The organism is Saprospiraceae bacterium (assembly GCA_016709995.1).
Classification (GTDB): domain Bacteria; phylum Bacteroidota; class Bacteroidia; order Chitinophagales; family Saprospiraceae; genus JADJLQ01.
Window position 1 is genome coordinate 364,190 of record JADJLQ010000001.1, and the last position, 23,983, is coordinate 388,172.

21 protein-coding genes, 2 tRNA genes and 2 pseudogenes are annotated in these 23,983 nt (G+C 41.2%); 9 read left to right on the plus strand and 16 right to left on the minus strand.

What is annotated here, in order from left to right:
- The 6 genes from IPJ09_01565 to IPJ09_01590 all read right to left on the minus strand — a co-directional run bounded on the left by IPJ09_01565 (position 1) and on the right by IPJ09_01590 (position 6,707).
- A complete protein-coding gene (locus IPJ09_01565) occupies positions 1-330 on the minus strand; it encodes a hypothetical protein (GenBank protein MBK7370138.1) in 330 nt (109 codons plus the stop codon).
- An 89-nt stretch (positions 331-419) separates the two neighbouring features.
- Positions 420-824, minus strand: a complete 405-nt coding sequence (locus IPJ09_01570; protein ID MBK7370139.1) for a hypothetical protein — start codon at positions 822-824, stop codon at positions 420-422.
- A 38-nt stretch (positions 825-862) separates the two neighbouring features.
- Positions 863-2,824: a peptidylprolyl isomerase gene (locus IPJ09_01575; protein ID MBK7370140.1), complete on the minus strand. Its 1,962-nt coding sequence runs from the start codon at positions 2,822-2,824 to the stop codon at positions 863-865.
- A gap of 203 nt (positions 2,825-3,027) precedes the next feature.
- Entirely contained in the window at positions 3,028-4,029 is a 1,002-nt protein-coding gene (locus IPJ09_01580; GenBank protein ID MBK7370141.1) for a glycosyl transferase, read from the minus strand.
- 12 nt (positions 4,030-4,041) lie between these two features.
- Complete coding sequence (locus tag IPJ09_01585; GenBank protein ID MBK7370142.1) at positions 4,042-4,893, minus strand: UDP-2,3-diacylglucosamine diphosphatase; 852 nt, start codon at positions 4,891-4,893, stop codon at positions 4,042-4,044.
- A 122-nt stretch (positions 4,894-5,015) separates the two neighbouring features.
- Positions 5,016-6,707, minus strand: a complete 1,692-nt coding sequence (locus tag IPJ09_01590) for a caspase family protein (GenBank protein ID MBK7370143.1) — start codon at positions 6,705-6,707, stop codon at positions 5,016-5,018.
- 123 nt (positions 6,708-6,830) lie between these two features.
- On the opposite strand from IPJ09_01590, the pseudogene IPJ09_01595 reads away from it, so the two are divergent.
- From IPJ09_01595 to IPJ09_01625, 7 genes and pseudogenes are all read left to right on the plus strand, one after another.
- Positions 6,831-7,297, plus strand: a pseudogene (locus tag IPJ09_01595) (DUF4920 domain-containing protein).
- Between the two features lie 64 nt (positions 7,298-7,361).
- Positions 7,362-7,434, plus strand: a tRNA-Gly gene (locus IPJ09_01600).
- A gap of 46 nt (positions 7,435-7,480) precedes the next feature.
- Positions 7,481-7,566 (plus strand) — tRNA-Leu (locus tag IPJ09_01605).
- 122 nt (positions 7,567-7,688) lie between these two features.
- Entirely contained in the window at positions 7,689-7,955 is a 267-nt protein-coding gene (locus IPJ09_01610) for a GIY-YIG nuclease family protein (protein MBK7370144.1), read from the plus strand.
- A 111-nt stretch (positions 7,956-8,066) separates the two neighbouring features.
- Positions 8,067-8,237 (plus strand): hypothetical protein, encoded by a 171-nt coding sequence (locus tag IPJ09_01615; protein ID MBK7370145.1) that lies wholly within the window; start codon positions 8,067-8,069, stop codon positions 8,235-8,237.
- A gap of 95 nt (positions 8,238-8,332) precedes the next feature.
- Positions 8,333-8,722, plus strand: coding sequence for a VOC family protein (locus IPJ09_01620; GenBank protein ID MBK7370146.1), 390 nt, complete (start codon positions 8,333-8,335; stop codon positions 8,720-8,722).
- A gap of 223 nt (positions 8,723-8,945) precedes the next feature.
- Complete coding sequence (locus IPJ09_01625; protein ID MBK7370147.1) at positions 8,946-10,505, plus strand: hypothetical protein; 1,560 nt, start codon at positions 8,946-8,948, stop codon at positions 10,503-10,505.
- Positions 10,506-10,540: 35 nt separating this feature from the next.
- Here IPJ09_01625 and IPJ09_01630 read toward each other — a convergent pair whose 3' ends face one another.
- The 7 genes and pseudogenes from IPJ09_01630 to IPJ09_01660 form a co-directional block, all read right to left on the minus strand.
- Positions 10,541-12,025, minus strand: coding sequence for a hypothetical protein (locus IPJ09_01630; protein ID MBK7370148.1), 1,485 nt, complete (start codon positions 12,023-12,025; stop codon positions 10,541-10,543).
- Positions 12,022-13,098 carry a hypothetical protein gene (locus tag IPJ09_01635; protein ID MBK7370149.1) on the minus strand — a complete coding sequence of 359 codons (1,077 nt, stop codon included), beginning with the start codon at positions 13,096-13,098 and terminating at the stop codon, positions 12,022-12,024. The genes IPJ09_01630 and IPJ09_01635 overlap by 4 nt, the downstream gene beginning before the upstream one ends.
- Before the next feature lie 64 nt (positions 13,099-13,162).
- Positions 13,163-14,329 (minus strand): mannonate dehydratase, encoded by a 1,167-nt coding sequence (locus IPJ09_01640; GenBank protein MBK7370150.1) that lies wholly within the window; start codon positions 14,327-14,329, stop codon positions 13,163-13,165.
- 218 nt (positions 14,330-14,547) lie between these two features.
- Positions 14,548-15,762: a phosphoglycerate kinase gene (locus tag IPJ09_01645; protein MBK7370151.1), complete on the minus strand. Its 1,215-nt coding sequence runs from the start codon at positions 15,760-15,762 to the stop codon at positions 14,548-14,550.
- 80 nt (positions 15,763-15,842) lie between these two features.
- The gene (gene gap, locus IPJ09_01650; protein ID MBK7370152.1) at positions 15,843-16,850 is read right to left on the minus strand and encodes a type I glyceraldehyde-3-phosphate dehydrogenase; all 1,008 of its coding nucleotides are present in this window, start codon (positions 16,848-16,850) and stop codon (positions 15,843-15,845) included.
- A gap of 297 nt (positions 16,851-17,147) precedes the next feature.
- Positions 17,148-18,367: pseudogene (locus IPJ09_01655) on the minus strand (DUF1624 domain-containing protein).
- Between the two features lie 197 nt (positions 18,368-18,564).
- Positions 18,565-19,509, minus strand: coding sequence for a fasciclin domain-containing protein (locus IPJ09_01660; GenBank protein MBK7370153.1), 945 nt, complete (start codon positions 19,507-19,509; stop codon positions 18,565-18,567).
- 624 nt (positions 19,510-20,133) lie between these two features.
- Between IPJ09_01660 and IPJ09_01665 the strand changes: the two genes are divergently transcribed.
- Positions 20,134-21,471: an alpha-L-fucosidase gene (locus tag IPJ09_01665; protein ID MBK7370154.1), complete on the plus strand. Its 1,338-nt coding sequence runs from the start codon at positions 20,134-20,136 to the stop codon at positions 21,469-21,471.
- 170 nt (positions 21,472-21,641) lie between these two features.
- Here the strand turns inward: IPJ09_01665 and IPJ09_01670 are convergent, their stop codons facing one another.
- The 3 genes from IPJ09_01670 to IPJ09_01680 all read right to left on the minus strand — a co-directional run bounded on the left by IPJ09_01670 (position 21,642) and on the right by IPJ09_01680 (position 23,471).
- Entirely contained in the window at positions 21,642-22,133 is a 492-nt protein-coding gene (locus tag IPJ09_01670) for a DinB family protein (protein ID MBK7370155.1), read from the minus strand.
- Positions 22,134-22,337: 204 nt separating this feature from the next.
- Entirely contained in the window at positions 22,338-22,904 is a 567-nt protein-coding gene (locus IPJ09_01675; protein ID MBK7370156.1) for a dihydrofolate reductase family protein, read from the minus strand.
- Between the two features lie 348 nt (positions 22,905-23,252).
- Positions 23,253-23,471: a helix-turn-helix domain-containing protein gene (locus IPJ09_01680; protein ID MBK7370157.1), complete on the minus strand. Its 219-nt coding sequence runs from the start codon at positions 23,469-23,471 to the stop codon at positions 23,253-23,255.
- Positions 23,472-23,590: 119 nt separating this feature from the next.
- Between IPJ09_01680 and IPJ09_01685 the strand changes: the two genes are divergently transcribed.
- A complete protein-coding gene (locus IPJ09_01685) occupies positions 23,591-23,956 on the plus strand; it encodes an alpha-L-fucosidase (GenBank protein ID MBK7370158.1) in 366 nt (121 codons plus the stop codon).
- The last annotated feature ends 27 nt before the right edge of the window (positions 23,957-23,983 follow it).

Below are 23,983 nucleotides of genomic sequence, written 5' to 3' on the forward strand. Positions count from 1 at the left end.
TTATTTATATTGAAAAGTGACATTGTTTTTTCTGAGTTCGGTTTCGTATAATTTGGTTTTAAAATCTTCGACAAGTTTGTTTTTTCTTTGGTTGAGGATAATGCGCCTCGCTTTGGGTGCCACATAAGACATCGGTGCTGCATCTTGTTTCGAGACTAATTCTAATACCTGAAAAAAATAGGTATACTGTTTATCACTAAAACTAAGGCTTTCCCCAGTAGTCCAGTTTCTTGTACTGATTCGGTTCGCGGGAAAAAGACTTTCAATATCCTCAAGATTATGCCAGACACTATCTTCCAGGTGAAAGATACCGTCGTATTTCTCGCTCATACGGGCTAGTTTTTTACGATTGGCATCATCATTTATTCCGTCCCACCATTCTCTGACATTACGCAGTTCCTTGATATCATCCGGGATTTTTACAAAGTAACAACGTATGATCGAAGTCTCAAGTTGATACTGGTCTTTGTTTTTTCATAAAAATCCCTTAATTCTTCTTCAGAGACTAAAGAATCCAGGTTTTGCTCGGTCAACAATTTTTGAAAATTAAGGCTGATAAGTGATTCACTGTATTTTTTGAGCAATTCTTCAATTTCCAAATCCTGGGGAATATGTTTTTCTGCTTCCGTTAAAAAAACTTGCTCCTTAGTCCACCTTGTAGCAAAAGAGCCTATCAATTGCAGGCTGTCATCGTGATTGGCGTTTAGAGGAAACATTCCTGCCATATCACTGAGGTGTAATTTTTTGTCATAAACAGTCGCGATGAGTTTGTCCACTGGTTTATTCTTATTATCAAGCAAATTACAACCTTGGATCAGGATCATGAAAAGTAAAAGTGAGTTTAGGTAGCTCAAAGTTCAGTTTATTTTTTAATCAAACTGTCGAATACTTCCTGATTGACTACTACTTTATATTCTTTTTGTAATTGTGCGACCCATTCTTTCTCCAGATAATCCTGATAGTCTGCTATGACATAACCTCGTGCTTCTTCGAGTGTTTTTTGACTTGGGGGGAGTATCTTCTCCACTTTTTTCCAGGTAGTAATGCCTTTTTCTTTATCGATATTGAATGGTGTCAGGAAGTTGGCTGTCCAGGAAAGTGATTTCATCTCCTCTGATTCTTTCTCGAGATAATCTTTTTCAAATGTCACTAAAGTTTGTTTTTTATTAAATTTTTTAAACAATTTTTCCTGGGATTTTTTGCCTGAATATGCATAAATGGTCTTTACCAATGCCTCGTCAGTGGATTTGACGGTGTACTCATTGACCATGGCCCGCTCATTCCACATATAAGCACTTTTGTTTTTATTGTAAAAGGCCTTTAGACCAACCGAATCACTTGAAGCTCTATCCCATACTGACTGCCTCGTAATCTCAAATAATAAAATTCCTTCTTCATACTCACGCATCAGATTTCTGAATTCAGGGTAACTTTTTGACAAATTGCCTTGCTCAAATTCAATGACCTTGTCGTTGATATAAGATTTGAATATCGCCGGGACAATGACACTCCCAGGTGTGCCGTTGGGATATTGAAGTCTCTCCTGCGTATTGCTTTTAAGATATTGGGCAAAAGGTTTAGAGGTGTAGGAGGAATTGCCTAATCTGAATAATTCTAAGTCTGGCAATTCAGGGGATACCTCCCAGCTAAATGAGGCTACATCTGTCGGCAATGCATCTGTAAAGTTCTTGAGGTTTTGATCGTTGACCTGAAAATGATTATTGCTTTTGATACGATCTATTACTCTGCTTCTGGCATATTGGTATCTGCTGTCAGACTCGAGTAAAACTTTGATTTTTTCTTTTGCTATAGCGTATGGTTCTTCTTCTTTCTGGCTTATTCTTTTGATGATATGCCATCCAAGTCGCGTTTCGATAGGTTTTGAAATATCGCCATCTATCTTAAGTGAAAAGACTTCGTCTTCAAATGTTTTGTCAAATTGATTGATCCCAATAAAGCCTATGTAACCATCCCTGGCTTTGCTGTTGGCATCTTCGGAGTAGGTGCCGACCAACTGCTTGAAATCGCCTCCGTTTTTCAATTGTTGGTAAACCTGCATAGCTTTGTCTTTACTTCCAGGATCAGCAGGATTTTTGATAAGAATTTGAGCTATTTCTATTTCCTTGCGCGCAGGTCTGATATCATCGACCCTAAGGATATGGTAGCCTGCACTGGATCTGACTGGTTTAGAAAACTCCCCGATTTTCAAAGCATAAATCGTGTTTTCAATGTTGTAAAATCCTTCCGGCAACATAGCTGATACATATCCCAGGTCACCACTATAATTGAGATTTGATCGATCGTCAGAATTGTCCATGACTACTTTTCCAAAGGGCACTCCTTTGGCCAATTCTTCGTAAGCTTTCATAGCACGTGTATAGGCGGAAAGGGTATCTGCAGGTGAAGCATTGGGAGCCAATTGAAAGAATACATGTTTTACAGAAATGTCGTGTTTCTGCCGCTCATAAATCTCTTTTATGAGCTGATCGGTAACCTCTTTGTCCATAATGTACGAATTAGATACCTGCTGCTGATACATATGAAGTTCTTCCCTAAGATCCTGAAGAGTGTCAAGTTTCAAAGCCTTTGCCTTGGCTACTTTCAATTTAAACTTTTGGTAAAGATCAAGGTATTCATCCAGGGATTTTTTGGAGTAATCTGCATCCTTTCCGTTGTTTTTGCCATAGATGTACAGAAACTCGTCCACACTGACCGGACTATTATTAATCGTAAATAGTGTTTTTGAGAGATCCTGGCTAAAAGCAAAAAAGCTAAAGACTATAAAAAAAAGTAAAGTATAACTTATTCGTTTTGAATACTTCATAGAGTTGATGTTGTGGGCGCAAATTTACAAATTCATTCCTTATCGAAATTTTAAAATAGAAGAAGAAATGAGGTTTTTGAGAACAAATCGGATATTAAAAGCACCTGATAGCACTTCTGAGCCAGACTAAGCTGTCAAAATGAGGCTGACCACGGCTCATATAAACTAAGAATATCGTCTATCATGCATACTCAATAACACCACTAATTAGGATCATTTTTGGCCAAAACCATTATTTTCTGGAGTGTTGCATCAATATCGTGTACGGGCAAGTCTAACTCTAATGTTTTTTGATTTAGCCAAAAATCTATATGACTGGCGAAGTCTTTGAGTTGATGGGTAAACCTTACGGCTACACCCAGCGCCATCAGCGCGGCTGCGTTACAATATTGTTCGTAGTGATTTTTAATGGGAATACACATCAATTTTTTCTTTAAAAAAATCGCTTCTGCAGGAGTCTCAAATCCTCCACCGGTGATCACGCCATGACTACCGATCATGCTTTGGGTGAATAATTCATCCTGAATTGGATAAAATGTGATGTTCTGATGCACCGAGATCTCTGTGATATGTGGAAGAAAACAATGAAACTTCAGACCTTTTATTTGAGTCAGATGGTGTTGGAAAAACTTCCTGTCGTAGCCACTCAGGTAGATGGTGATATGTCCTTGATCCTGAGGCGTTGAGGAGAGAATGTTCTGTTTGATGATTGGGGGTAATATAAAATCGTCATAGGATTGGAAATGCAGACCGATATAATGGGTCGAAGTGGCATATTCTTTTAATATCCACTCTCCTAAGGGATTGCGGACTTTGGGTCTGGGAGAAAGCTGGCTTCGGAAGCTAGCTTGATGGCTTATCTGAATTGACGCTTTCTTTTTTATCTTACAACTTAATGCTGCAATGGGCTCAAAATCATTGATTACAAGATCGTATTGCTCTGTAGGTAGTGCTTTTGCTTGCTTGATCACCGTGGTCCAACTGTTCTTTTTGACGATGTCTGTTAGGCTGAGCCCACCATGATGACCATAAAATAGCGATAGGCCCTTACTCGTGTACTTTATTGGAAGATTTACCGGCAAAGTACAGTTTTGACCACTTAGGAAGATATCTACCTGGCCTAGTTTTTGAAGATGTGGAGTAAGCTGGACAGCCCGGCTGATATGGCCATTGCCGGTAGCCTGAACCGCATATAATATTTTCATCTTAGCCAAAAATTAATGGATTTGCAATTTTGAAACGATCATGGCAGCAATCATAGAGGGTTCCATTTTAGTTTCTGACTTGATTTCTTTTTGAATTTGCTTGAGGCCTGCCGGAAATTCTGCTTTGTTATAATGATAGATAGACCATTGTTTATCAAAATACTCCAAAGCAGTCAGGTTTTCTACCCAATCTCCGCTGTTGAGATATGTTGTGGTGCGATTTTCTTTAGATATGGTTCTGATCTGAGGTTGATGTATATGACCACATATCACATAATCATATTGATTTTTTAAGGCCAATTCGATGGCTGTATCTTCAAAATTATTGATCCAGGAAACAGCTTTTTTGACACCGGATTTTACTTTTTTAGAAAAACTCATCTGTTCTTTACCAAATAGGAGCAGCAATTTATTGATCCATCGATTGATCCAAATTAATAAATCGTACCCTTTGCCGCCGAGCTTGGCGATGATTTTAGCACTGCCTTTGGTGGTAGCATCAAATACATCACCATGAAACATCCAGTGCTTTTTACCATCCAGGTTTATGATTAATTTCTCGAGAATTTTAATATTGCCCAACTTTAGATTGTGATATTTTCTCATAGCTTCATCATGATTGCCCGGGATGTAATAGATCTTGATTCCCTGACCAGCCATTTTTAGAAGTTTTCGCAAGACCTCAGTATGGGCAGTAGGAAAGTATTTTAGGCGGAGATTCCAAATATCTATGATATCGCCATTAAGGACAATCATATTAGGTTCTATACTTCCAAGATAATTAAGCAATTCGTTGGCATGACTGCCGTACGTACCAAGGTGAATATCACTAAGGACTACCACATCAATTTTGCGTTTTTTCATCATTAGCCTGAACTGTTTAAAATACACCTCTAAGTTCTGGTGGTTATGTTAAGTCCGTATAAAACTGATATTACCTTATTGTTAAATATTAAATAAAATTATAATACTTAATGATCATTCAGTTAATCCCTTATCCATGCAACAGGCATATTGGGATTATACTGACCTTCTATTTGGGGGTTTTGTACATGATCGGTATAGGATTGAACCTGGCTGGAAATAAAATTGAAGAGTTCCTGAACAGTGACGATTTTATTGCTGTTCTTATCGGCTGCACCTTTGAGTCCTTTAATGAGGTAATGGCTGAATATACCTTGTCTCAGACCGCTGTCCTCGAGCGAAACCTCCCTGTTTCGGCAAGATAAAATAAAGGCTGTGCCGCCTTGTTCTCGGTTGAAAGTGGAATAATAGTTATTCATAGACACAGTAAAATCAGCTTTTGCAGCCTGTGCCTCTGACATACCCCCTGCATAACAAGCGTCGATGAGACAGAGCTTGTGTTTGGCCCTTGACTTTTCCATGATCTGGGTGATTTCGTCGTGGTAAAGTTTATTGTTAAAACCGTCGAAATCAATAGGAATGAGTGCATTGTTGACCCCATGCCCGGAGTAATAGAGGATGACTACATCGTTTTCATCTGCGCGCCCAAACTGCTCCTGAAGGGCGCTGATTATTTTGTCCCGGGTGGCATCTTCGTCGACTAAGATCTTTATTTGATCATCCTTCAGAGCCCCGCCTTCCGGGCTTTTGAGAAAAGCATAAATCCTATAAGCATCATCATCGGAGTATCGAAGTGCAGGCATGTGTTCATACCTGGCTACGCCAACCACCACGGTCCAAATTTTGATTTCGTCATTTGTTTGAGGTCTGATGTCATTTCGTTGAGGGATTAAAGGGCGGTTTTCCAATATTTTTACCGGCTTGCCTTTCTCCCACATAGCAGCAAATACTTTACCACTGGTGAAGTACATAACCCCTCTACCCTGAGGGGCTACATCATCCCACTCACCTTCATACCGATCACCATTGGCATAGTATAATATGCCCTGGCCGCGAGGATCTCCATGATCAAAGGTGCCCACATATCTGGATCCATCCCTGTAGGTGTATACACCGGTTTCATTGTGGCACACATTTTCATTACAGTTTTTAAGCTCCCCGTTATGGTCTGAATTTGGTGTGGAGGCATCAGAAGAAAGTGCTGTATTTTGATTGGCCAAAGCTGGACCTTCGCTGCTTAAAGGCTGGTCCTGGTACCACTGAGCTGTGATTTTTTCTCCATTTTCATGTATAAGTGTTCCACTCCCTTCGCGCAGATTGTTGGTCCATTGGCCATCGTAGATGGAGTGATCTGTATAATAATACCTGCCAAAGCCCTGTCTTACACCCGCATACAACAAGCCTTCATATTTTTCTCCATTTGCATAAGAGTAGATGCCCTTTCCGTTGGGCATATCATTTTTCCATTCTCCCTCATAATATCCGCCTTCTGCAAATATCATTTTGCCTTTGCCTTCCAGCCTCGAGCGTTTGAAGGAGCCTGTGTACGTATCTCCGTTTTTAAAAATCATTTTGCCCTGACCTTCCCTATAGTTTTTGACCCACTGACCGGAGTAGGTGTTGCCATTATTCATCCAGAGGGTACCCAGTCCCTGGATCTGGGAAGCCACGAACTGGCCACTGTATTTGGCTCCGGATGGATATACAAAAGTGCCTGTTCCATTGGTGCATTGTCCTTGAATGCACTGGGCCAGGCTCATAGTGTAAGAAAAGCAATACAGGAGAATGGCGAAAAAAGATTTATATATGGTCATAGGATAGTCTATCTACAAGTAATAGCATAGGGGAGATGCATATTGTTTCACATAATTGTTTTTCAAAATATTTAACTTTGCAGAAAAAAAGCAATGAACAAAATTATTTTACTCGTTGGTGGGATGTTAATTCTATCTCTTTGTAAGAATCTGCCTACCAATGAAACCTTGCGCAACAATAACTCTGCTGTTATTAAATCTTTTGGTGAAAACATTGATGAATCAGGAAGCATAGATCTATCCAATGCCGTGGCGCTGATGGCAGATGCAGACAGTATGCCTATGAAGTTAGTAGGCAAAGTCACCGAAGTATGTCAGGCGAAGGGCTGTTGGATGAATGTGGTAGCTGACAATGGCCAGGGAGAGCCCATCTTTGTACAATTTAAAGATTACGGTTTTTTATGCCTAAGGATTGTGCTGGTAAAAAAGTGACCATGGATGGAATAGTTTACAGAGAGACTACTCCAGTGGATGAATTAAGGCATTATGCTCAGGACAAAGGAGCCAGTGCTGAGGAGATCGCTGCCATCACAATGCCTAAGGAAGAGTTGAAATTTATGGCCAAAGGCGTTATTTTACATGAGAAGTAATTAAGTTTTTCTCGGGGTTTTGGAAGTAATTTGAAAATAGTTTTATATTTGCACCACTTTATAAGCGGAAGTAGCTCAGTTGGTAGAGCACAACCTTGCCAAGGTTGGGGTCGCGAGTTCGAGTCTCGTTTTCCGCTCTGATTATCAAACCCTTATGAAGAAAGGGTTTTTTTTTGATATGTGGCCCAGGTGGTGAAATTGGTAGACACGCAGGACTTAAAATCCTGTGGCCAGTAATGGCCGTGCGGGTTCAAGTCCCGCCCCGGGTACAAATGCTGACCGAAGCGTCAGTGTTCTAGTCTCACCCCGGATATATGGTGGCCAGAAATGACAAATACGATTTATTTTGACCGAAGCGTCAGTATTCAAGTCCTCGTCCGGGCATTAAGTTATGACTGAAGGGTTGCAACACTTTGTTTATATTCTATTTTCAGAAAAGTGCAATAGGTACTATATAGGTTATTCTTCTGATCCGGAAAAAAGATTACAAGAACGACACAATCAAGGATATGTAAAGGCTACGCGTAATTGCAAGCCTTATGTTCTGAAAAAAATGAAATCTTTCCCATCAGAAATGGAGGCAATAAATGAAGAAAGGCGAATTAAATCCTATAAAAGCCGAACTTATCTTGAGAAATTGATAATTGAAAATTGGTAGACACGCCCCGATTGCAATCGGGGTGGCCAGTAATGGCCGTGCGGGTTCAAGTCCCGCCCCGGGTACTTACTGAACGAAGCGTCGGTATACTCAATGCTGACAGAATCGTCAGTGTTCAAGTCCAGAACCAAAGCGATCAGCACATTTACCAGGGATGCTATGGACAATATCCTCAAAGACCGCGGTGTCGACCTCATCGGTGGTGGCCTCGATAAATCACCTATGGCCTACAAAAATATTGATCAGGTATGGCTGCTCAAAGGAACCTGGTACAGATCGTAGAGAAATTTTCACCGAAGCTGGTTAGAATGGCTGATGCTGACGGCAGAAGTAAGGTGAATCATCCTAGCCAATAAATTCGTTTTATAATCCATTAAATGATTCAAAATATTCATCATATAGCCATTATCTGTTCAGATTATGAGGTGTCCAAGAAGTTTTACCTTGATGTATTAGGCTTGCAAGTCATCAAAGAAACCTATCGTGCAGACAGGGCATCCTTTAAACTAGATCTTGCTTTGAACGGACAGTATGTCATCGAGCTTTTTTCTTTTCCTGATTCTCCAAAAAGACTGTCGAGGCCTGAATCTACAGGGTTGCGACACCTGGCTTTTGCAGTAACAAATCTTGAAAAAGTACTCGAACACCTTTCAATACATCATATACCTGCTGAGCCGATCAGGGTAGATGAGATCACCAGCAAACGATTTTGTTTCATTGCCGACCCTGATGGCTTGCCAATTGAGTTTTATGAAATATCACTTTAGCACATTGTTAGGACAGTAGACCTGATAACTTAGGTGTGACAAAACCCGCTGCATCATCTATTCTTTTTGTACAGGTGCGTACATAAAAATATTGCACTTAGTTAGTTCAAATATATCATGGGAAGTATAGCCTGACAACCCAATACTTATCATTAGCTTTGGGAAGATAATTTTTTTGCAAACTCAACCTTTCCCAGGTTTGGATAAAGTATTTCGATAGTCTATGATCTTAACCACAACCAATCTTAACCTTTTATACCTCGATGGTCACCTTCGATACATCAAACACGGTGAAGAAGAAATCATCCGCATGGTCTATACCGCACTTCGCAATGATCATTGGTTTACATTGCCGATGCAGATATCCAAGGAGACAATTATTCAAAATGAAAGTTCATTTTCAATTCAATATCACGCGCAATATGTTCTGGGGGATATCGATTATGAAGCAGACATTGAGATACTAGGAACAGCTGATGATGTACTATCTTTTCATTTTAAGGGTAAAGCGAAAACAGATTTTTTAAGAAACAGGATAGGCATTTGTGTGCTGCATCCTATCCATAACTCCCTTGGCCAGGCAGTGATTGTCACCCAGCCTGATGGTGACGAAGTAGCGGCTATATTTCCAACCTTGATCGAGCCCAATATAGCCTTTGAAAATATCGTACAATTTGCATGGAAAACCCGTGGAGGAGTAGGGGCTTCCCTGGAGTTTGAAGGTGATGTTTTTGAGTCAGAGGATCAGCGTAATTGGTCAGACAACAGTTTTAAAACTTATTCTACTCCGGTATCGATCCCATTTCCAGTACTTGTCAAATCAGGGGACGAAGTGGAACAAAAAGTAACTTTATCATTTTGGCAGGATGTCGTTGTGCGTTCGGCTAAGTTGCCTGATGAAGATAAAAAAGAAATTCTTGTTCCATTCCCCAGGATTGGATACGCCAGAAATGATAGACCCCTCACGGATGCCCATGTTGAAATGCTGAAACAAATCAAATTTGATCATTATCGGGTAGAAATAGATTTTGCAGAAGGATGGTTGAATACTTTTAGAAAAGCTTGTGCCGAAGCTGAAGTGTTGGATGTAGGTATCGAATTAGTCGTTTTGTTTGGTGACTATGTCCCGGAGTATAACCTGCTGCGAGATAGTTTTTCATCCAGGCTAGGTTCAATGACCATATTGCAAAAACATGCTTCCACTCCCACACAAGGATTGCTGGATTATTTGATTCCGCGATTGAAAAGTGATTTTCCATCAATTCGAATAGGTTCTGGTACAAATGGCCACTTCGTAGCAATAAACAGAACCAGGACTATTGACTCCAGGCTGGATTTTATCAGCTATGGAGTCACGCCTTTAGCACATTTATCGGATGATCTCACTTTAAAGGAAAACCTGGAAGCACAACAATACCCTCTGAAAACTTTAAGATCATTTACCGATTTACCGATGCATATTTCGCCGGTCACTTTGAGATCCCGGGATTATCCAGCCTTGACTATTGATCCCCGTCAGCACACCCCGATGATGGCTGACTGGACCACGATGAGTTTGAAATACCTTGCCGGGGCAGATCAAATCACTTTTTTTGAAATTATTGGTCCCAAAGGGATCATCAATGAATCCGGGCCTTCACCGATCTATGATGTATTGAAACGGATCACTGATTTTCAACCAAAGTATATTATCCCTACTCAGGTCATGCATCCTTTAATGGAAGATATCCTGGTCCTTGAAAATGTAGCAGGGGAGAGGATGGAGCTGAAGGTGGTATTTTAATAAATCATCTTTTTGAAATACTGCGACTAACCTCATTATTCCTTCAACACATTCACAGTATAACAAATCAATTTATTATCCAATTTCATTCCACTTTTGGAGACCAAATCTCCCAGAGTCCATTCGTAGATGTATCCAGGTTTAATCTTAGGCAATCTTAAAGTTACTGACCTGCGGTCTGTAGAGGCTTCTATGCTTGTCACGGGTATTTCCTGTACATCAAACTGATCGGAACCATACTTCAAATGATATTCATAATAATAATGTCTGCAATGAAACAAAGTGGAATCGACAGATATTGTATCAGCAATTGGCTGCGTAAAATTTATTTCAAAGCCATCTTTTAATAAATGTATTTGATATATATCCATGGGTTGCATGCCGGTAAAAACGAGGCGCTGGATACCCAGATCACCAACGAATCCGTGCTGAGTATGACCTACCCACAAGCTGCCGTCCGGTGCAAAAGCCAGTCTATTATTGCCTTTTAATAATCCTTGTTTATCCAAAAATGGCATACAGGCTCCTTGTAGCTGACCGCCTACTTCTTCCAGCATGACTCTCAGGATGCGTTCCTGGTTCATTTCCCCTACAAAAAATTGTCCGGTATATGGTCCAAACTTCCCATTTGTCCGGTCTATTACAGGCTGAGAAGGTGAGGACGCCATGATGCCATGAGGATACAAGACGATTCCTTTGGTACGCATTGAATCCAATGAAGCAATTGGGAGCTTAGATGGATCCCCCTGATTCCATCCATCCTTCCAGAGGAGACTGGCCGGATGCCCATAAAAATGATCTTCTTCTACATGATACATGACACTCGTACCTACCCAATCACCTTGATTGTCATTGACGAATAACCTGTTTTGATCATCAAAGACCAGGCCATTGGGTGACCTCAGTCCACTGGCAAAAGGATGGATCTGACCATCGGGTGTGATCTGCATAATCCAACCACGATAGGGCACTGCTGAAAATTTTTGCAATGGTCGGCCCGGAACCAGAGTCGTATCTAAAGTACCCCTTACTTCTTCCTGGATTTTGCCATATTCCGAAGCTGTATTCAAACCGATGTATAGATTGCCGGCTTTGTCTTTGACAGGACCATAATTCCACTCGTGATAATTTCCGGTCATGCCAAATTGGTCTGTGACAGTTTCGAATAAATCTGCAGCGCCGTCCCGGTCAGTATCTACCAGTCGAGTGAGCTCCGGCCTTTGCATCACCAGCATTTCGTGATCACTGACGATCAATAAACCTAATGGTTCATGGAGACCTGAAGCAAATAACTTCCATGATTTTTTAATTGGGTCATAGATCATCACCTCGCCTCTTAGAAAGCAAGCTACCAAACGACCATCCGGCAAAAACTCAATAGCTCCTGTCTCACCAGTCAATCCCTCAGGCAGCCTGATGTCTTCTACTATATAAGCTGCCTCGGGTACAGTAGTTTTTATATCAGATTTACAAGCAGAAATCCAGCTGAATACTAATATTACGAAGTAACGGCAGGTCATTGAATCTGTTTTGACATCGTGATGGTAAAATCAATAGCATCGCCGGGACTTAATGTAAGTTGATTGCCGGACCAGGAGCCCTTGTTGGATAGATATTTGATTCCATCTCCGGGTGAATGGGAAAACTTTAAAGTTTGATCGATACCGGTGATGCGGAAATGCCGGCTCAGACTTTTTTCACTTGCAGTTTGAATCAATTCATATACATCCATCCCTTCCCATTGATAATGGAATTCGGGATATGCATTGATCAGCCGGTATCCTTTGAATTTTACTTGTGGTTTTTGATTACCAACTAGAAACGGATAGGATGTGCTGTCTTTATAAATGATATTGCTTAATATTTTTGCATTCAGTTCGCCTTTGATCGTCCAGTAATCGGTCAGGTCCAGAAATGCTCCGGACCAGATATATCGCAATCGACAGGATCCGGCGTCCCAACAATAATTTAATTTTTTTGGCAGGCATACGGCAATGGCCGCCGGCCCTGCTTCCGGCATGAGTACCCGATATAGATAAGGGGGAGTCAGCGGGTAGGGGTGACCGGAGGGCCGATCAAGAGACTTCCCTTCAGCGGTTACTCTTCGATGTTGCGGCACACTGAGGTCGGCAGAGAGCTCCGGCATGATGCCATTGGTGACATGCATGCCACCATACATGATACCCCCATGACCTGGGAAAGTACATACGTATGGATAGACCCCTGTCACCCGCGGTGCCCGGAATAAGATCGAATCTGACTCACCAGATTTCAACAAGGGTATATAATTGAGGACTTCTGTTATCTTGGGGATATACCCTACAGACGGACCATCTTTGCCCAATGCCAGCCCGGCATCTACGATTTTTTGTCGGCTGTCTTTCTGACCCAGGACCAGGTTGTGTTCCATTTCATCAGTATTGAGCAGTACTAACCTGATATGGCTACCAGGCTTTACCGAAAATCTGACCTGATCGTATTGCATTCCAGGTATGGTTTTGAGTATTATTCTGACCGTATCAGGTTTGATTTGGGCATAGAGAGGTTCGAGGAAAAACGAAAAGGCAAAGAGGACTATGAATGTTGCCTTCATTAATAAATTATTTGATTTGCAACAGACCGCATGTTTTTCATAAATATAATCAGCTTAATACAGATCACTGGATTATTTCTTTATTGGCTGAGTCGATCATGCCCCGGATATATCCAAATGCCTGGGCAAATGCCTGGTAGCCCCTGGGGTCATCGGGATGTGTAGGTACATGATCAGGACAGATCGACCAGGCATATCCGCTGTCTCGTAAAATGCGGATCACATCAATAAAATCGACTTCTCCTTCGTCGATATATACTTCCTGAAAATCATGCAGACCTCCCCGCACATTGCGCATATGTATTTGATAGATTTTGCCCTTTTCTGCAAAATATTTTACGATGGGAGGCAATTCAGTTTTAGGGTCTCGCAGACCTTCCATGATCGTACCCAGGCAGAGCTGAAATCCATTGTACGGGCTGTCCACGATCGCTTCATATTTTTTCAACGAATCAAATACGGTAGCTGGTGCTGCGTCCCAATTGTCTACTCCCTGGTAACCTCGTGGCAGCCCGGGTGGATCATAAGGGTGCACCGCCATGCGCACATCGTACTGAGTACATACCGGTATGATATTGGTTAGAAAATAATGGATGCGTTCCCAATATTGGTCGTAGTTTATTTTACCATATTTTTCTACAGGCAGATCTTGCCAGTTGGGTTCAAGCTTAAAAGAATGATAGCTCGAACCACCTCTTCCCGGAGTGTGACCATTGCGCCGGATGGGGATTAAGGTCCAATGCATGGTGATCACTTTTACACCGACAGCCGAGGCTTTTTTTACATTTTCAATTACTTCCTGCAATTTTCTTGCCTGATCGGCTCCCGGAATTGCATAGATATATCCCGAGTCCATTCTGATTGCTTCCCAGGTCATACCCGCACGATCACAATCTTCTCTCCACTGTTTCATTTCGTCCAGGTTCCAGGCACCTTCCATGCTATTGGTCAGATGCCTGACACCGTGCCTTTGATGATATTGGAAATTGCGGGGATTGGTCCAGGCTTTTTGCCGCATCGCATAAGACAAACTATCGTCTGACATCACCACATGATAATCTCCGCCCACATGAAGCAGAGGATTGCTTTTCGGCTTTAACTTTTTGGGCTTAGTCAGAGCTGATACCGGATTCGTGAGGGTCGCCCCCAGTAGGCCGGTGCCGATCACTTTGTGAAAATTTCTGCGGTTGATCATGGAGGATTCAGAATGGCCAATTTGTTTTCTAGACATTTTAGATAATTGAAGAGAACAAATTACGGAATTAGTGGGTAGTGAGTGATGGATAATGGGGAAGAAAACGAGTGCCAGGGTGCCCGTAGTCAATGGACTGATCTAACAAAATCTATAAAAATGCCTGTTATACATTAGCAATCCTGAGTCATTTTACAGATGGCATAAGAAGGAAAATCTTTATCAGGTCAAAATAGAAAGACCTTTGCTTTTGAGCTTTATCCCTCAATCGCCTTCACCCCCGGCAAATCCTTACCTTCTAACAACTCCAACATTGCACCACCACCTGTAGAAACATAACTCACCTCATCGTCCAATCCGGCTTGATTGATAGCAGCGACAGAATCCCCTCCGCCGATGAGAGAATAGGCACCTTCTTTGGTGGATTCGGCTACGGCATTGGCCACTGCCAGCGTCCCTTTGGCAAAGGAGGGCATTTCAAAGACACCCATTGGGCCATTCCATAGGATGGTTTTTGATTTCACCAACACCGCTTTGTATTGCTCTCTGGCTATCGGTCCGATATCAAGGCCCATCCAGCCATCAGGGATCTCATTGCTATTGCATATCTGATTTTGAGCGGAGTCTGCAAATGCATCTGCGATAATAGAGTCCACAGGCAACAAAAGCAATTTACCTTTCGCTTGGGCTTTTTCCAACAAGGATTTGGCCAGATCGACCTTGTCCAGTTCGACCAGGGAGTTTCCAATCTGGCCGCCGAGGGCTTTGATGAAAGTATAAGCCATGCCTCCTCCGATGAGGATCTGATCAGCGATGTCCAGAAAGGTTTCGATCAATAATATTTTGTCAGATACTTTAGCGCCCCCTATAATGGCGGTAAATGGCCGTTGAGGATCACGCATGAGTTTCCGGGCATTGCTTAATTCGGCATCCATCAAAAATCCAAATGATTTTTTGTCGGCTGTAAAACAATTAGACACACCCACATTGCTCGCATGCGCGCGATGCGCCGTACCAAAGGCGTCGTTGATATACATATTTGCGAGCGCAGCCCATTCTTTGGAGAGCTCAGGATCACATTTTTCTTCTCCCGGTTCAAATCGGGTATTTTCCATTAGCAGGACTTCTCCCGGTTGAAGTTTTTCTGCTGTAGACTTTAGTTTATCTCCTCTCAGATCATCACAGAACTGGACCGGTCGCTTCAACAGTTCAGCGAGATGAGGCGCGAGGTGTCGCAGGGTAAATTTTTCTTTGTCGATGCTGCCATCTGCCTTGAGTTTAGCTTCCGGTCTGCCCAAATGGGAGAAAAGTATGACGGCTCCTCCACCATCTAAAATATAGTTGATGGTTTTTAAGGCAGCACGCATACGGGTATCATCCGTGATATGATATGCTTTGTCTAATGGCACATTGAAGTCTACTCTTACGAGCACTTTTTTGCCACTAAAATCAAATGTTGTGAAGGTGGACATGATAAGTAAATAGGAAAAATATTAAAAAAGGGATAAAAAAATGGGGTGTTGCTGACAACACCCCAGGACTTAATCATTTATCAGATCATTTCAGCGAAGTGCTTGAGGGTGCGCACCAGCTGACTTACATAACTCATTTCATTGTCATACCAGGATACAGTACGAACCAACTGGGTGTCACCTACGCTCTGTACTCTGGTCTGAGTAGCATCAAATAAGGAACCAAAGGTTATCCCGATGACATCAGAGCTTACGATAGGATCCTCCGTATAACCAAAACTTTCATTGGCCGCCGCTTTCATAGCAGCATTCACTTCTTCAACAGTAGTTTTTTTGCTGAGGATAGCAGTGACTTCAGTGAGTGATCCGGTGAGGACAGGTACACGCTGAGCGCTGCCATCCAGTTTGCCTTTTAGATTAGGCAGTACGAGTCCGATAGCTTTGGCGGCTCCTGTGCTGTTTGGTACAATATTTTGTGCTGCAGCACGGGCTCTTCGCATGTCCCCTTTAGGATGCGGTGAGTCCTGTGTATTCTGATCATTGGTATAAGCATGTACCGTTGTCATCATTCCGTTGACAATGCCAAAGGTATCGTCCAGTACTTTGGCCATCGGTGCCAGGCAATTGGTCGTACAGGATGCGCAAGAAATCACGGTCTCAGATCCGTCCAATATTTCATGATTGACATTAAATACGATGGTTTTCAGATCTCCGGTGGCAGGTGCGGAGATTACAACTTTGCGTGCTCCAGCTGCCAGGTGAGCAGAAGCTTTATCCTTGTCGGTAAAAAAACCGGTACATTCTAATACTACATCCACTTCGTGCTCTTTCCATGGGATTTGTGCTGGGTCCCTTTGTGCATAAACTTTAAATGTATCATTGTTGCAAGTGATCATGCCGTCCCCTGCTGTGACATTGGCATGAAATCTTCCTTGAGCGGTATCATATTTAAGCAAATGGGCTAAGGCAGCCGGGCTGGTGAGGTCATTGACTGCTACTACATCGATACCTTCCATATCAAATATTTGGCGGTATACTAATCGGCCGATACGGCCAAATCCATTGATTGCAACTTTAACTTTATTCATACTTTTTTTCTTTTAAAGGTATTATTTTAAAAAATCGTCGCAAAAATAGGCATCCAGGCTGGTATCATAGGAACAAAAAAATGAAGATAATGTACCATTCATGTCTGAAGATTACTTGGCCTACTGCAGGAATTACATCAAGGAATAAACTAGTTCGGCTTGATTAATAAATTGACAATCAAAATATTACATGTAAAATTGCTACTTAAAAAACGATATAATTTGCTTTATTAAATGAGTTTATAAAGACACTATACTAATCTAGAACTACACCTTCTATAAAGGGTGTTTTGGATGTCAAAAATATCGTAGCCACCACTTTAGTTTGATATGACTGGTTTTGTATATATCATATTTTTTGCACATGGGATACAATATAAGCACGACTATTATCCATATGACATACACCCCAATCAGACCATACCCCAATTCAGGAGGGCGGAAAAAAAATGGACTACCAGGGGTGACGATCTGACTTGATGCAAACCCATTGATAAAAAATATTATCACGGCGATCAGATGGATGATGTAAAAATGTAATACATAATAAAAAAAGGGTACACGGCCATATATATTAAATACTGTGGTCAATTTATTTTGTAAGTTTTCAAACATCAAAAGCAATAACATACCGATTCCGAGGGTTAAACTCAAAAAGTCCAGGGAGGGCGGATATTTATTTACATTGATGAAGGAAAGGAATGTAAAAAATCCACCCCGGTGATGTGACCCCCAGGGCATGGGATCTCCGTATCCGTTTAAAGTGCGAACTATTATGAAGAGTAATAATAAAGACACCCCTCCTCTCCATAAATATTTTTTTCTTTTTTCTGCATCTACATGGTTTTCAAATATTTTTCCTAAACAATAGCCTAGTATCATGACTCCGGTCCAGGGCAAAAAAGCATACACTATCATCAACATATGGTTGGTGCCAAGTTCATAGGCAGAAAAATTGGCGAAATAGATAAGATCTGACAGGAATCCCCCTTGTAGCGCTGTTTTAATGATGGAGTAATCCAACAGATTATGACCTATGACGATCAGCACTCCAATGAGGAATATTATTCTGAAAGGAAGATAAATGATAAAACTCAATAAAATCATGCTGATCCCTATAGCCCAGATCACCTGGAGAATAAGTACATTAAATAAAGGATTGAAAGTCCATCCAAAGGTAATGATGATTATTTCGACAAATACCAGCCAAATCCCCCGTTTAAGTAAAAATAAACTTACTTCTTTTAAAGGTTTTTTTGAGTAATCAAATAAGCAGAAGTGCCAGCCAACAATAAAAAAATCGGAGCGCAGAAGTGGGTTATCCACCTTGTAAAAAACAATGCAGGGGTAGTAGTATCCAGATCAGTAGGGCTGGTAGCCAGAGAGCCACCGCCATCCGAGATGTCCGCTTTAAAGAAAAAATCCCTTACATGATCAAGGGCCATTATGACCATTACCAGCCCTCTTAATATATCTATGGATTGTATTCTATTTTTGTGAAATGTCTGACTTATCATGGTTGGTTTTTCTTAAAAAGGCCGTTAATTTAATCGAATTTGTACGAAAAGGAAAATTGTGCCTGTATCCATGGTTTAGTCCAAAAGTTGCCGCAGAGCCTATAAGTGACCAGTCATGCGACTAAAAAAAATGAAGCCGCTCTATGCATATGCTTAAAGCGGCTTCTCATAATGACTCTAAAGTCGAATCAAAATTATTAGGGAAGCAATACTTTGTCGATCGCATGCACTACACCATTACCACCTTGGATGTCCGTAGCGATGATATTGATCACACGATTATTGGCATCGGTGATTTTTGCGCCACCTGCTAACCTGATGGTGAAATTGCCTTTTTGTAATGTAGTCACCTGTTGTCCTTCCGTTAATGAACCTGCTAATACATTTCCAGAAGCAACGTGGTAAGTTAACACGGCCTCCAGAGTAGCTGCAGGGATATCTTTGAGCGCTGCAACACCTAATTCGCTCAACAAAGCCGCAAATGCAGCGTTCGTTGGGGCGAAAACAGTAAATGGACCGGGGCCGCTCAATACAGAGGCATAGTTAGCAGCTAAATCGCTGCGAGTTAGTGCTTGTACCAAAATACTGAAATCCGGGTTGGCTACAGCAAATGTAGGTACTGAAGGGACAGGTATCACAGCATCCACCACATGAACTACACCATTAGAAGCATCGACATCCGCTGCGACCACTTTGGATAGGCCATTGATTTGGACTCCGCCGGTAGTGTTGATAAACATGTCTACATGGCTGGTAGAGGTTCCATAAGTTGCCAAAGTGTTTACGTAACCTGTAGTCACGGCAGCAGCCTTGACTTCAGCGCCTAAAACATGATTTAATAATAAGTTTTGTAAAACACTGACAGGTACTGCTTCAAGATTGGCGAAACCATTTGCGTTTAAAAAGGTAGTAAATGCTGCATTCGTGGGTGCAAACACTGTGAATTGTTTGGTGGCATCACTTAAAGCATCTACTAAACCAGCGCGCTTCACAGCAGCTACTAATGAGCTTAAATCACTGTTTCCCTGGGCCAATTCAACAATATTCTTTTGACCTTCAACTGCATCATCTTTTGCACAGGAAGACAAGGTCAACGGTACAGCTAATGCTAGCATGATAAATAATAAATAAGAACGTTTCATTTTGCTAATGTTTTTTGATTAATAATGCCTTTAAGAACGCAGGATGGTATATTTTGTTTAATCTTTTTGCAAAAAGGTTAAACAAAATGAGTTAAATAAACCTTAAGGAATTTTTTTTTGGCCTGAAAGAATCAAGATAGATATACAATAAAATATTCCAAAAGTCTCAGGATAGAGGTCAAAATGACCAAAACATGGTTTAAGAGATCACTTAATCTGAATTACTATCCACAATTGGCCTTCAGGTCACCTTGGGAGTTATAGTCGAGGCAGGGTGACTAATTATTATCACTAACGGAAGTAGCCAGTATAAGGGCATGAAAGCTCAAGCTCTAAAATTCAAGTAATCCAGAGGCATCGATATAAAGCTGGCAATGAATTAAATTTTTAGGTATTTTCATCTTAAGTAACTAAAAGGCGGAGGCCAGGTGCTCCAAAATTATTTTTACAAGATACTGATTGTTAATGTTATTTAGACTCCTACTGCTTCAATTGGAGATATGAAGCCACCGGCAGTAGGAATGGATCCTGAACTAAAAAAGGTCGATGAAATTTATTGACCAACGTGCTTATATTTATTTCAATTAAAATCTATCAGAAATGAAATTCAAAAGACCTTGCCTTATGGCTTTATTAATTGCAAGTACATTTATAGTCCATGCTCAGGCGGTGCAGACGACTAATAGACCGGATCGCGTACAGTGGTACCAGGATCTTGGCTTTGGTATGTTTATCCACTGGAATGTGGATGTAACCCTGGGAGCAGTGATCAGCCATTCTTTATCAGGAGCCTCGGATGAATATGTAGAAAAATACCTGACCGAGTTGCCAGGTTATTTTAACCCGGAGCAATTCAATCCTACCCATTGGGCCAAGCTGGCCAGGTTAGCGGGCATGAAATACGTAGTATTCACTACCAAGCATCATTCAGGATTCTGTATGTTTAAGACAGAGACCACTCCTTTTAATGTCATGAACACTCCTTTCTCCAGGGACATCACCAAAGAAATCGTGGATGCTTTTAGGAAAGAAGGCATTGCTATTGGATTTTATTTTTCACCCGAAGACTTCAATTATTTTCATGCCAATCAGATCCCAATAGGCAGATTACAATTACCTCAACATTTCCCTGCCAACAATCCGGGGTTGATGGAATATGATAAAAAGCAACTCAAAGAATTATTTAGCAACTATGGCAAAATAGATATTCTGTTCATTGATGGTCCCGGAGATGGTTTGCGGGAATATGCCTGGTCATTGCAGCCTGAGGTGGTCATCACCCGCGATCTGATGAAAACGCCTGAGCAAAACACACCCAATGAACCCTTGCCCCGTCCCTGGGAGGCTTGTTATACCATGGGAACCGACTGGGGATACAAACCCACCAATGATCCACATAAAACAGGGACGCAAGTCATCGATATGTTGATCGAGATACGCTCCAAAGGCGGAAATTTTTTGATGAATGTAGGCCCAAAACCTAATGGCGAAATTCAAATAGAACAAGAAGCCATCCTGCAGGAAGTCGCGCTCTGGAATTTTGCCAACAGCGAATCCATCTATCAGGTCAAACCACTGCCCGTGATCCGGGAAGATAATATATGGTATACCCAGTCAAACGATGAAAAATACATTTACGCCTACGTGACCCGAAGTAGCCCCGATGATTGGAAATACGGTGATCGCAAAGCATTTGTGCTGACTCACATTGAGGGCAATGCAAAAACTACAGTTACTACGCTGGGGTATAAAGCTGAGTTAGTCGAGTACAAAAAAGATTTTGATGCACGCACTTATGTGTCACCTACAGCTATTGGTTTGGTGGTAAGCGCAGTCAATGGTCAAAGGTTCTATACCAATAATAAATGGCCCAATGCGGTAGTCTTAAGAATTGAAAATGCGAAATTCAGAAAATCCAATGTAAGTCAGGGAATCCAAAGTAAGATAGATGGGGCTAAATGAGAGACCTAAGAAGAAATGGTTATTGGGATGGCTACTCCGATACTTGCCAAAGCGAGTGAATAGATATGCATTCCGCACTGCAACATGAAGCCAATTTAATTTATAAAGCAAATGATGGCAGGGAGCCAATTTAGAAATAAAAAAAATGCAGAGATCCCTTCTTTTCGAAATCACAATTTATCTTCCGCCTCGTATATCCAATCAGGGGCGTCATTTATTCCATGTCGCAATAACAAATTAAGTTGTGCCGAATGATGCTGCACGTGTCGCATATTATAAAGCAAAATTTCAATTACGTTATAACTCATTGTTTTGGATTCATTTGTCCAATTGCTTTTCGCTATTTCGTCTGTCATGCTGCTTATAAAGTCGTGACACTTGTTTCTGCAAAATTGCAGATAGTTCATTACTTCATCTTTAGTATAAGTTCTTTCGGGCATTCTGTCTTCAAATTCAGAAAGTGAAAATGGGGATGGGGGTGCAAAACCTACCGGATTCATTGTTAAATAATAATCTAAGAAAAAAACGGAGTGGTAGGCAATATACCAAAACTGCTTATCGGTGTCCCAAAAATGTAAGGGGCAAAAGGCAATAGCGTTTTTCATCATATCAATACTTGCTCCGAATTGGCGCCAAAGTATTTCTTTTAAAGTGGTATCCATGTTGATTTTATGTTCTCTTCTTTTTCTTTTTTATTAAACTTGTATGGGATCAATTAAAATGTTCAACCTTGCAATAATACAGTCATAAGATAAATCAATCTATACTGTTTTTTAACCGATTTAAGTTTAGTTAGTGCCATATGCAACACTATCAATCGACTTTCCTAAATTTTCATGAAGTGATCAAGACAGATATCAAATCTCTTAGATTGGTTTGAATGTCATCACAATGATGCCACAATCAAAATGGTTAACACCCAATGTGATAAATTTTTGCATGGCATTCAGTTCTTTAAAAATGGGCATTCCGTTGCCAATCGCAGCTGGGTTGATAAACAAATGCAATTCGTCTATTAAATTGTTTTTTATCAATGAAGAAACAAAAGTGCCTCCACCGTACGCTATAATATCTTTGCCTTCTTTGTTTTTTAAGGCTATGATTTCTTCAACCAATTCGCCATTTGCAATTTCTGTATTGTTCCAAATGGATTTTTCGATTGTTTTAGAAAACACAATTTTGGGTGTTGAGGTATATTTCAGACCACCTTCATATTCTGGATCATCCGGCTTTTGAACTACATTTTCCCAATGCGGGATAAAACCTTCTGCAAGCTTTCTGCCTAAAATTATGGTGTCAACCGGTTCAGTAATTTCTCTTACATAATTGATAATGTCTCCTGTCCAGGGAAAACACATCCAGTCCATTTCGCCATTTGGTCCGCTAATAAAACCATCCATGGTCATCTGTACTTGAAGTTTTAATTTACGCATGTATCTATATTTTTTATTTGCGAAACTAATTGGTTGCAAATATATGCGCAACCCATCGGTTACGCAAATTTCTGGTTAAATGTTTTTTTTAGGGTTACATAAAGTTGATATTTTATAAAAGCTAATCTTAAAATGGCGAACACCATCGACCTGGCTGCTTCAGAGGCCAAAATCCTTGATGCTCTGTGAGTAGATCTAAAGATAAGTCCTGAATTAAACTTTAGTGTAAATTCCGGTGAAGCTGACCCCCTATTCCGGCGAAGCTGACCCCCTCTAAGGACGGTCGATATTGTTGACGAGTAATACCTACATTTTTCGAGCTCTTTTCAACCTCTCTAAAATAAACAATTAGCTTGCCGTATCGATTACCGAGATACCCTGTAGTATCGTCCTGCAAAGCCTCAGGCTTGAACTTTTTAATCGAGCCATCCATATTATGATCTTTGTCCATATGCTCACTTCTGAGATATTTTTGATCGTTGTCTTAGATATACCCAGATCTCTTGCTATCCGTTTAATTGCATACCCTTGATGATGTAGTCGAAGTATCTGTTTTAACTGTTCCATCTTTATTGATTTTGCTGCCATACCTGTTTTTCAGGTAAAGGACAGGTTAAAATCAATCAACTTTCTCAAACTATTAGGGGGTCAGCATGCCCGGAATTAGGGGGTCAGCTTGAAACGGAATGGTGGGGTCACAATGGTCCGGAATCTACACTGAGGTGGTCATCACCCGCGATCTGATGAAAACGCCTGAGCAAAACACACCCAATGAACCCTTGCCCCGTCTCTGGGAGGCTTGTTATACCATGGAAACCGACTGGGGATACAAACCCACCAATGATCCACATAAAACAGGGACGCAAGTCATCGATATGTTGATCGAGATACGCTCCAAAGGCGGAAATTTTTTGATGAATGTAGGCCCAAAACCTAATGGCGAAATTCAAATAGAACAAGAAGCCATCCTGCAGGAAGTGGCGCTCTGGAATTTTGCCAAAAAGCCGGCCCTTCGATTGGGCTTTTCTGATAGTGCATTCCTATACTATTAAGACTCTTACAATTGAGTCTCGCAGGAT

Bases quoted from the DNA above. Each gene is read 5' to 3' on its own strand.
- IPJ09_01565 (MBK7370138.1), bottom strand. From the start codon at position 330: ATGAGCGAGAAATACGACGGTATCTTTCACCTGGAAGATAGTGTCTGG.
- IPJ09_01570 (MBK7370139.1), bottom strand. From the start codon at position 824: ATGATCCTGATCCAAGGTTGTAATTTGCTTGATAATAAGAATAAACCA.
- IPJ09_01575 (MBK7370140.1), bottom strand. From the start codon at position 2,824: ATGAAGTATTCAAAACGAATAAGTTATACTTTACTTTTTTTTATAGTC.
- IPJ09_01580 (MBK7370141.1), bottom strand. From the start codon at position 4,029: ATGAAAATATTATATGCGGTTCAGGCTACCGGCAATGGCCATATCAGC.
- IPJ09_01585 (MBK7370142.1), bottom strand. From the start codon at position 4,893: ATGAAAAAACGCAAAATTGATGTGGTAGTCCTTAGTGATATTCACCTT.
- IPJ09_01590 (MBK7370143.1), bottom strand. From the start codon at position 6,707: ATGACCATATATAAATCTTTTTTCGCCATTCTCCTGTATTGCTTTTCT.
- IPJ09_01610 (MBK7370144.1), top strand. From the start codon at position 7,689: ATGACTGAAGGGTTGCAACACTTTGTTTATATTCTATTTTCAGAAAAG.
- IPJ09_01620 (MBK7370146.1), top strand. From the start codon at position 8,333: ATGATTCAAAATATTCATCATATAGCCATTATCTGTTCAGATTATGAG.
- IPJ09_01625 (MBK7370147.1), top strand. From the start codon at position 8,946: ATGATCTTAACCACAACCAATCTTAACCTTTTATACCTCGATGGTCAC.
- IPJ09_01630 (MBK7370148.1), bottom strand. From the start codon at position 12,025: ATGACCTGCCGTTACTTCGTAATATTAGTATTCAGCTGGATTTCTGCT.
- IPJ09_01635 (MBK7370149.1), bottom strand. From the start codon at position 13,098: ATGAAGGCAACATTCATAGTCCTCTTTGCCTTTTCGTTTTTCCTCGAA.
- IPJ09_01640 (MBK7370150.1), bottom strand. From the start codon at position 14,329: ATGTCTAGAAAACAAATTGGCCATTCTGAATCCTCCATGATCAACCGC.
- IPJ09_01645 (MBK7370151.1), bottom strand. From the start codon at position 15,762: ATGTCCACCTTCACAACATTTGATTTTAGTGGCAAAAAAGTGCTCGTA.
- gap (MBK7370152.1), bottom strand. From the start codon at position 16,850: ATGAATAAAGTTAAAGTTGCAATCAATGGATTTGGCCGTATCGGCCGA.
- IPJ09_01660 (MBK7370153.1), bottom strand. From the start codon at position 19,509: ATGAAACGTTCTTATTTATTATTTATCATGCTAGCATTAGCTGTACCG.
- IPJ09_01665 (MBK7370154.1), top strand. From the start codon at position 20,134: ATGGCTTTATTAATTGCAAGTACATTTATAGTCCATGCTCAGGCGGTG.
- IPJ09_01670 (MBK7370155.1), bottom strand. From the start codon at position 22,133: ATGGATACCACTTTAAAAGAAATACTTTGGCGCCAATTCGGAGCAAGT.
- IPJ09_01675 (MBK7370156.1), bottom strand. From the start codon at position 22,904: ATGCGTAAATTAAAACTTCAAGTACAGATGACCATGGATGGTTTTATT.
- IPJ09_01680 (MBK7370157.1), bottom strand. From the start codon at position 23,471: ATGGAACAGTTAAAACAGATACTTCGACTACATCATCAAGGGTATGCA.
- IPJ09_01685 (MBK7370158.1), top strand. From the start codon at position 23,591: ATGGTGGGGTCACAATGGTCCGGAATCTACACTGAGGTGGTCATCACC.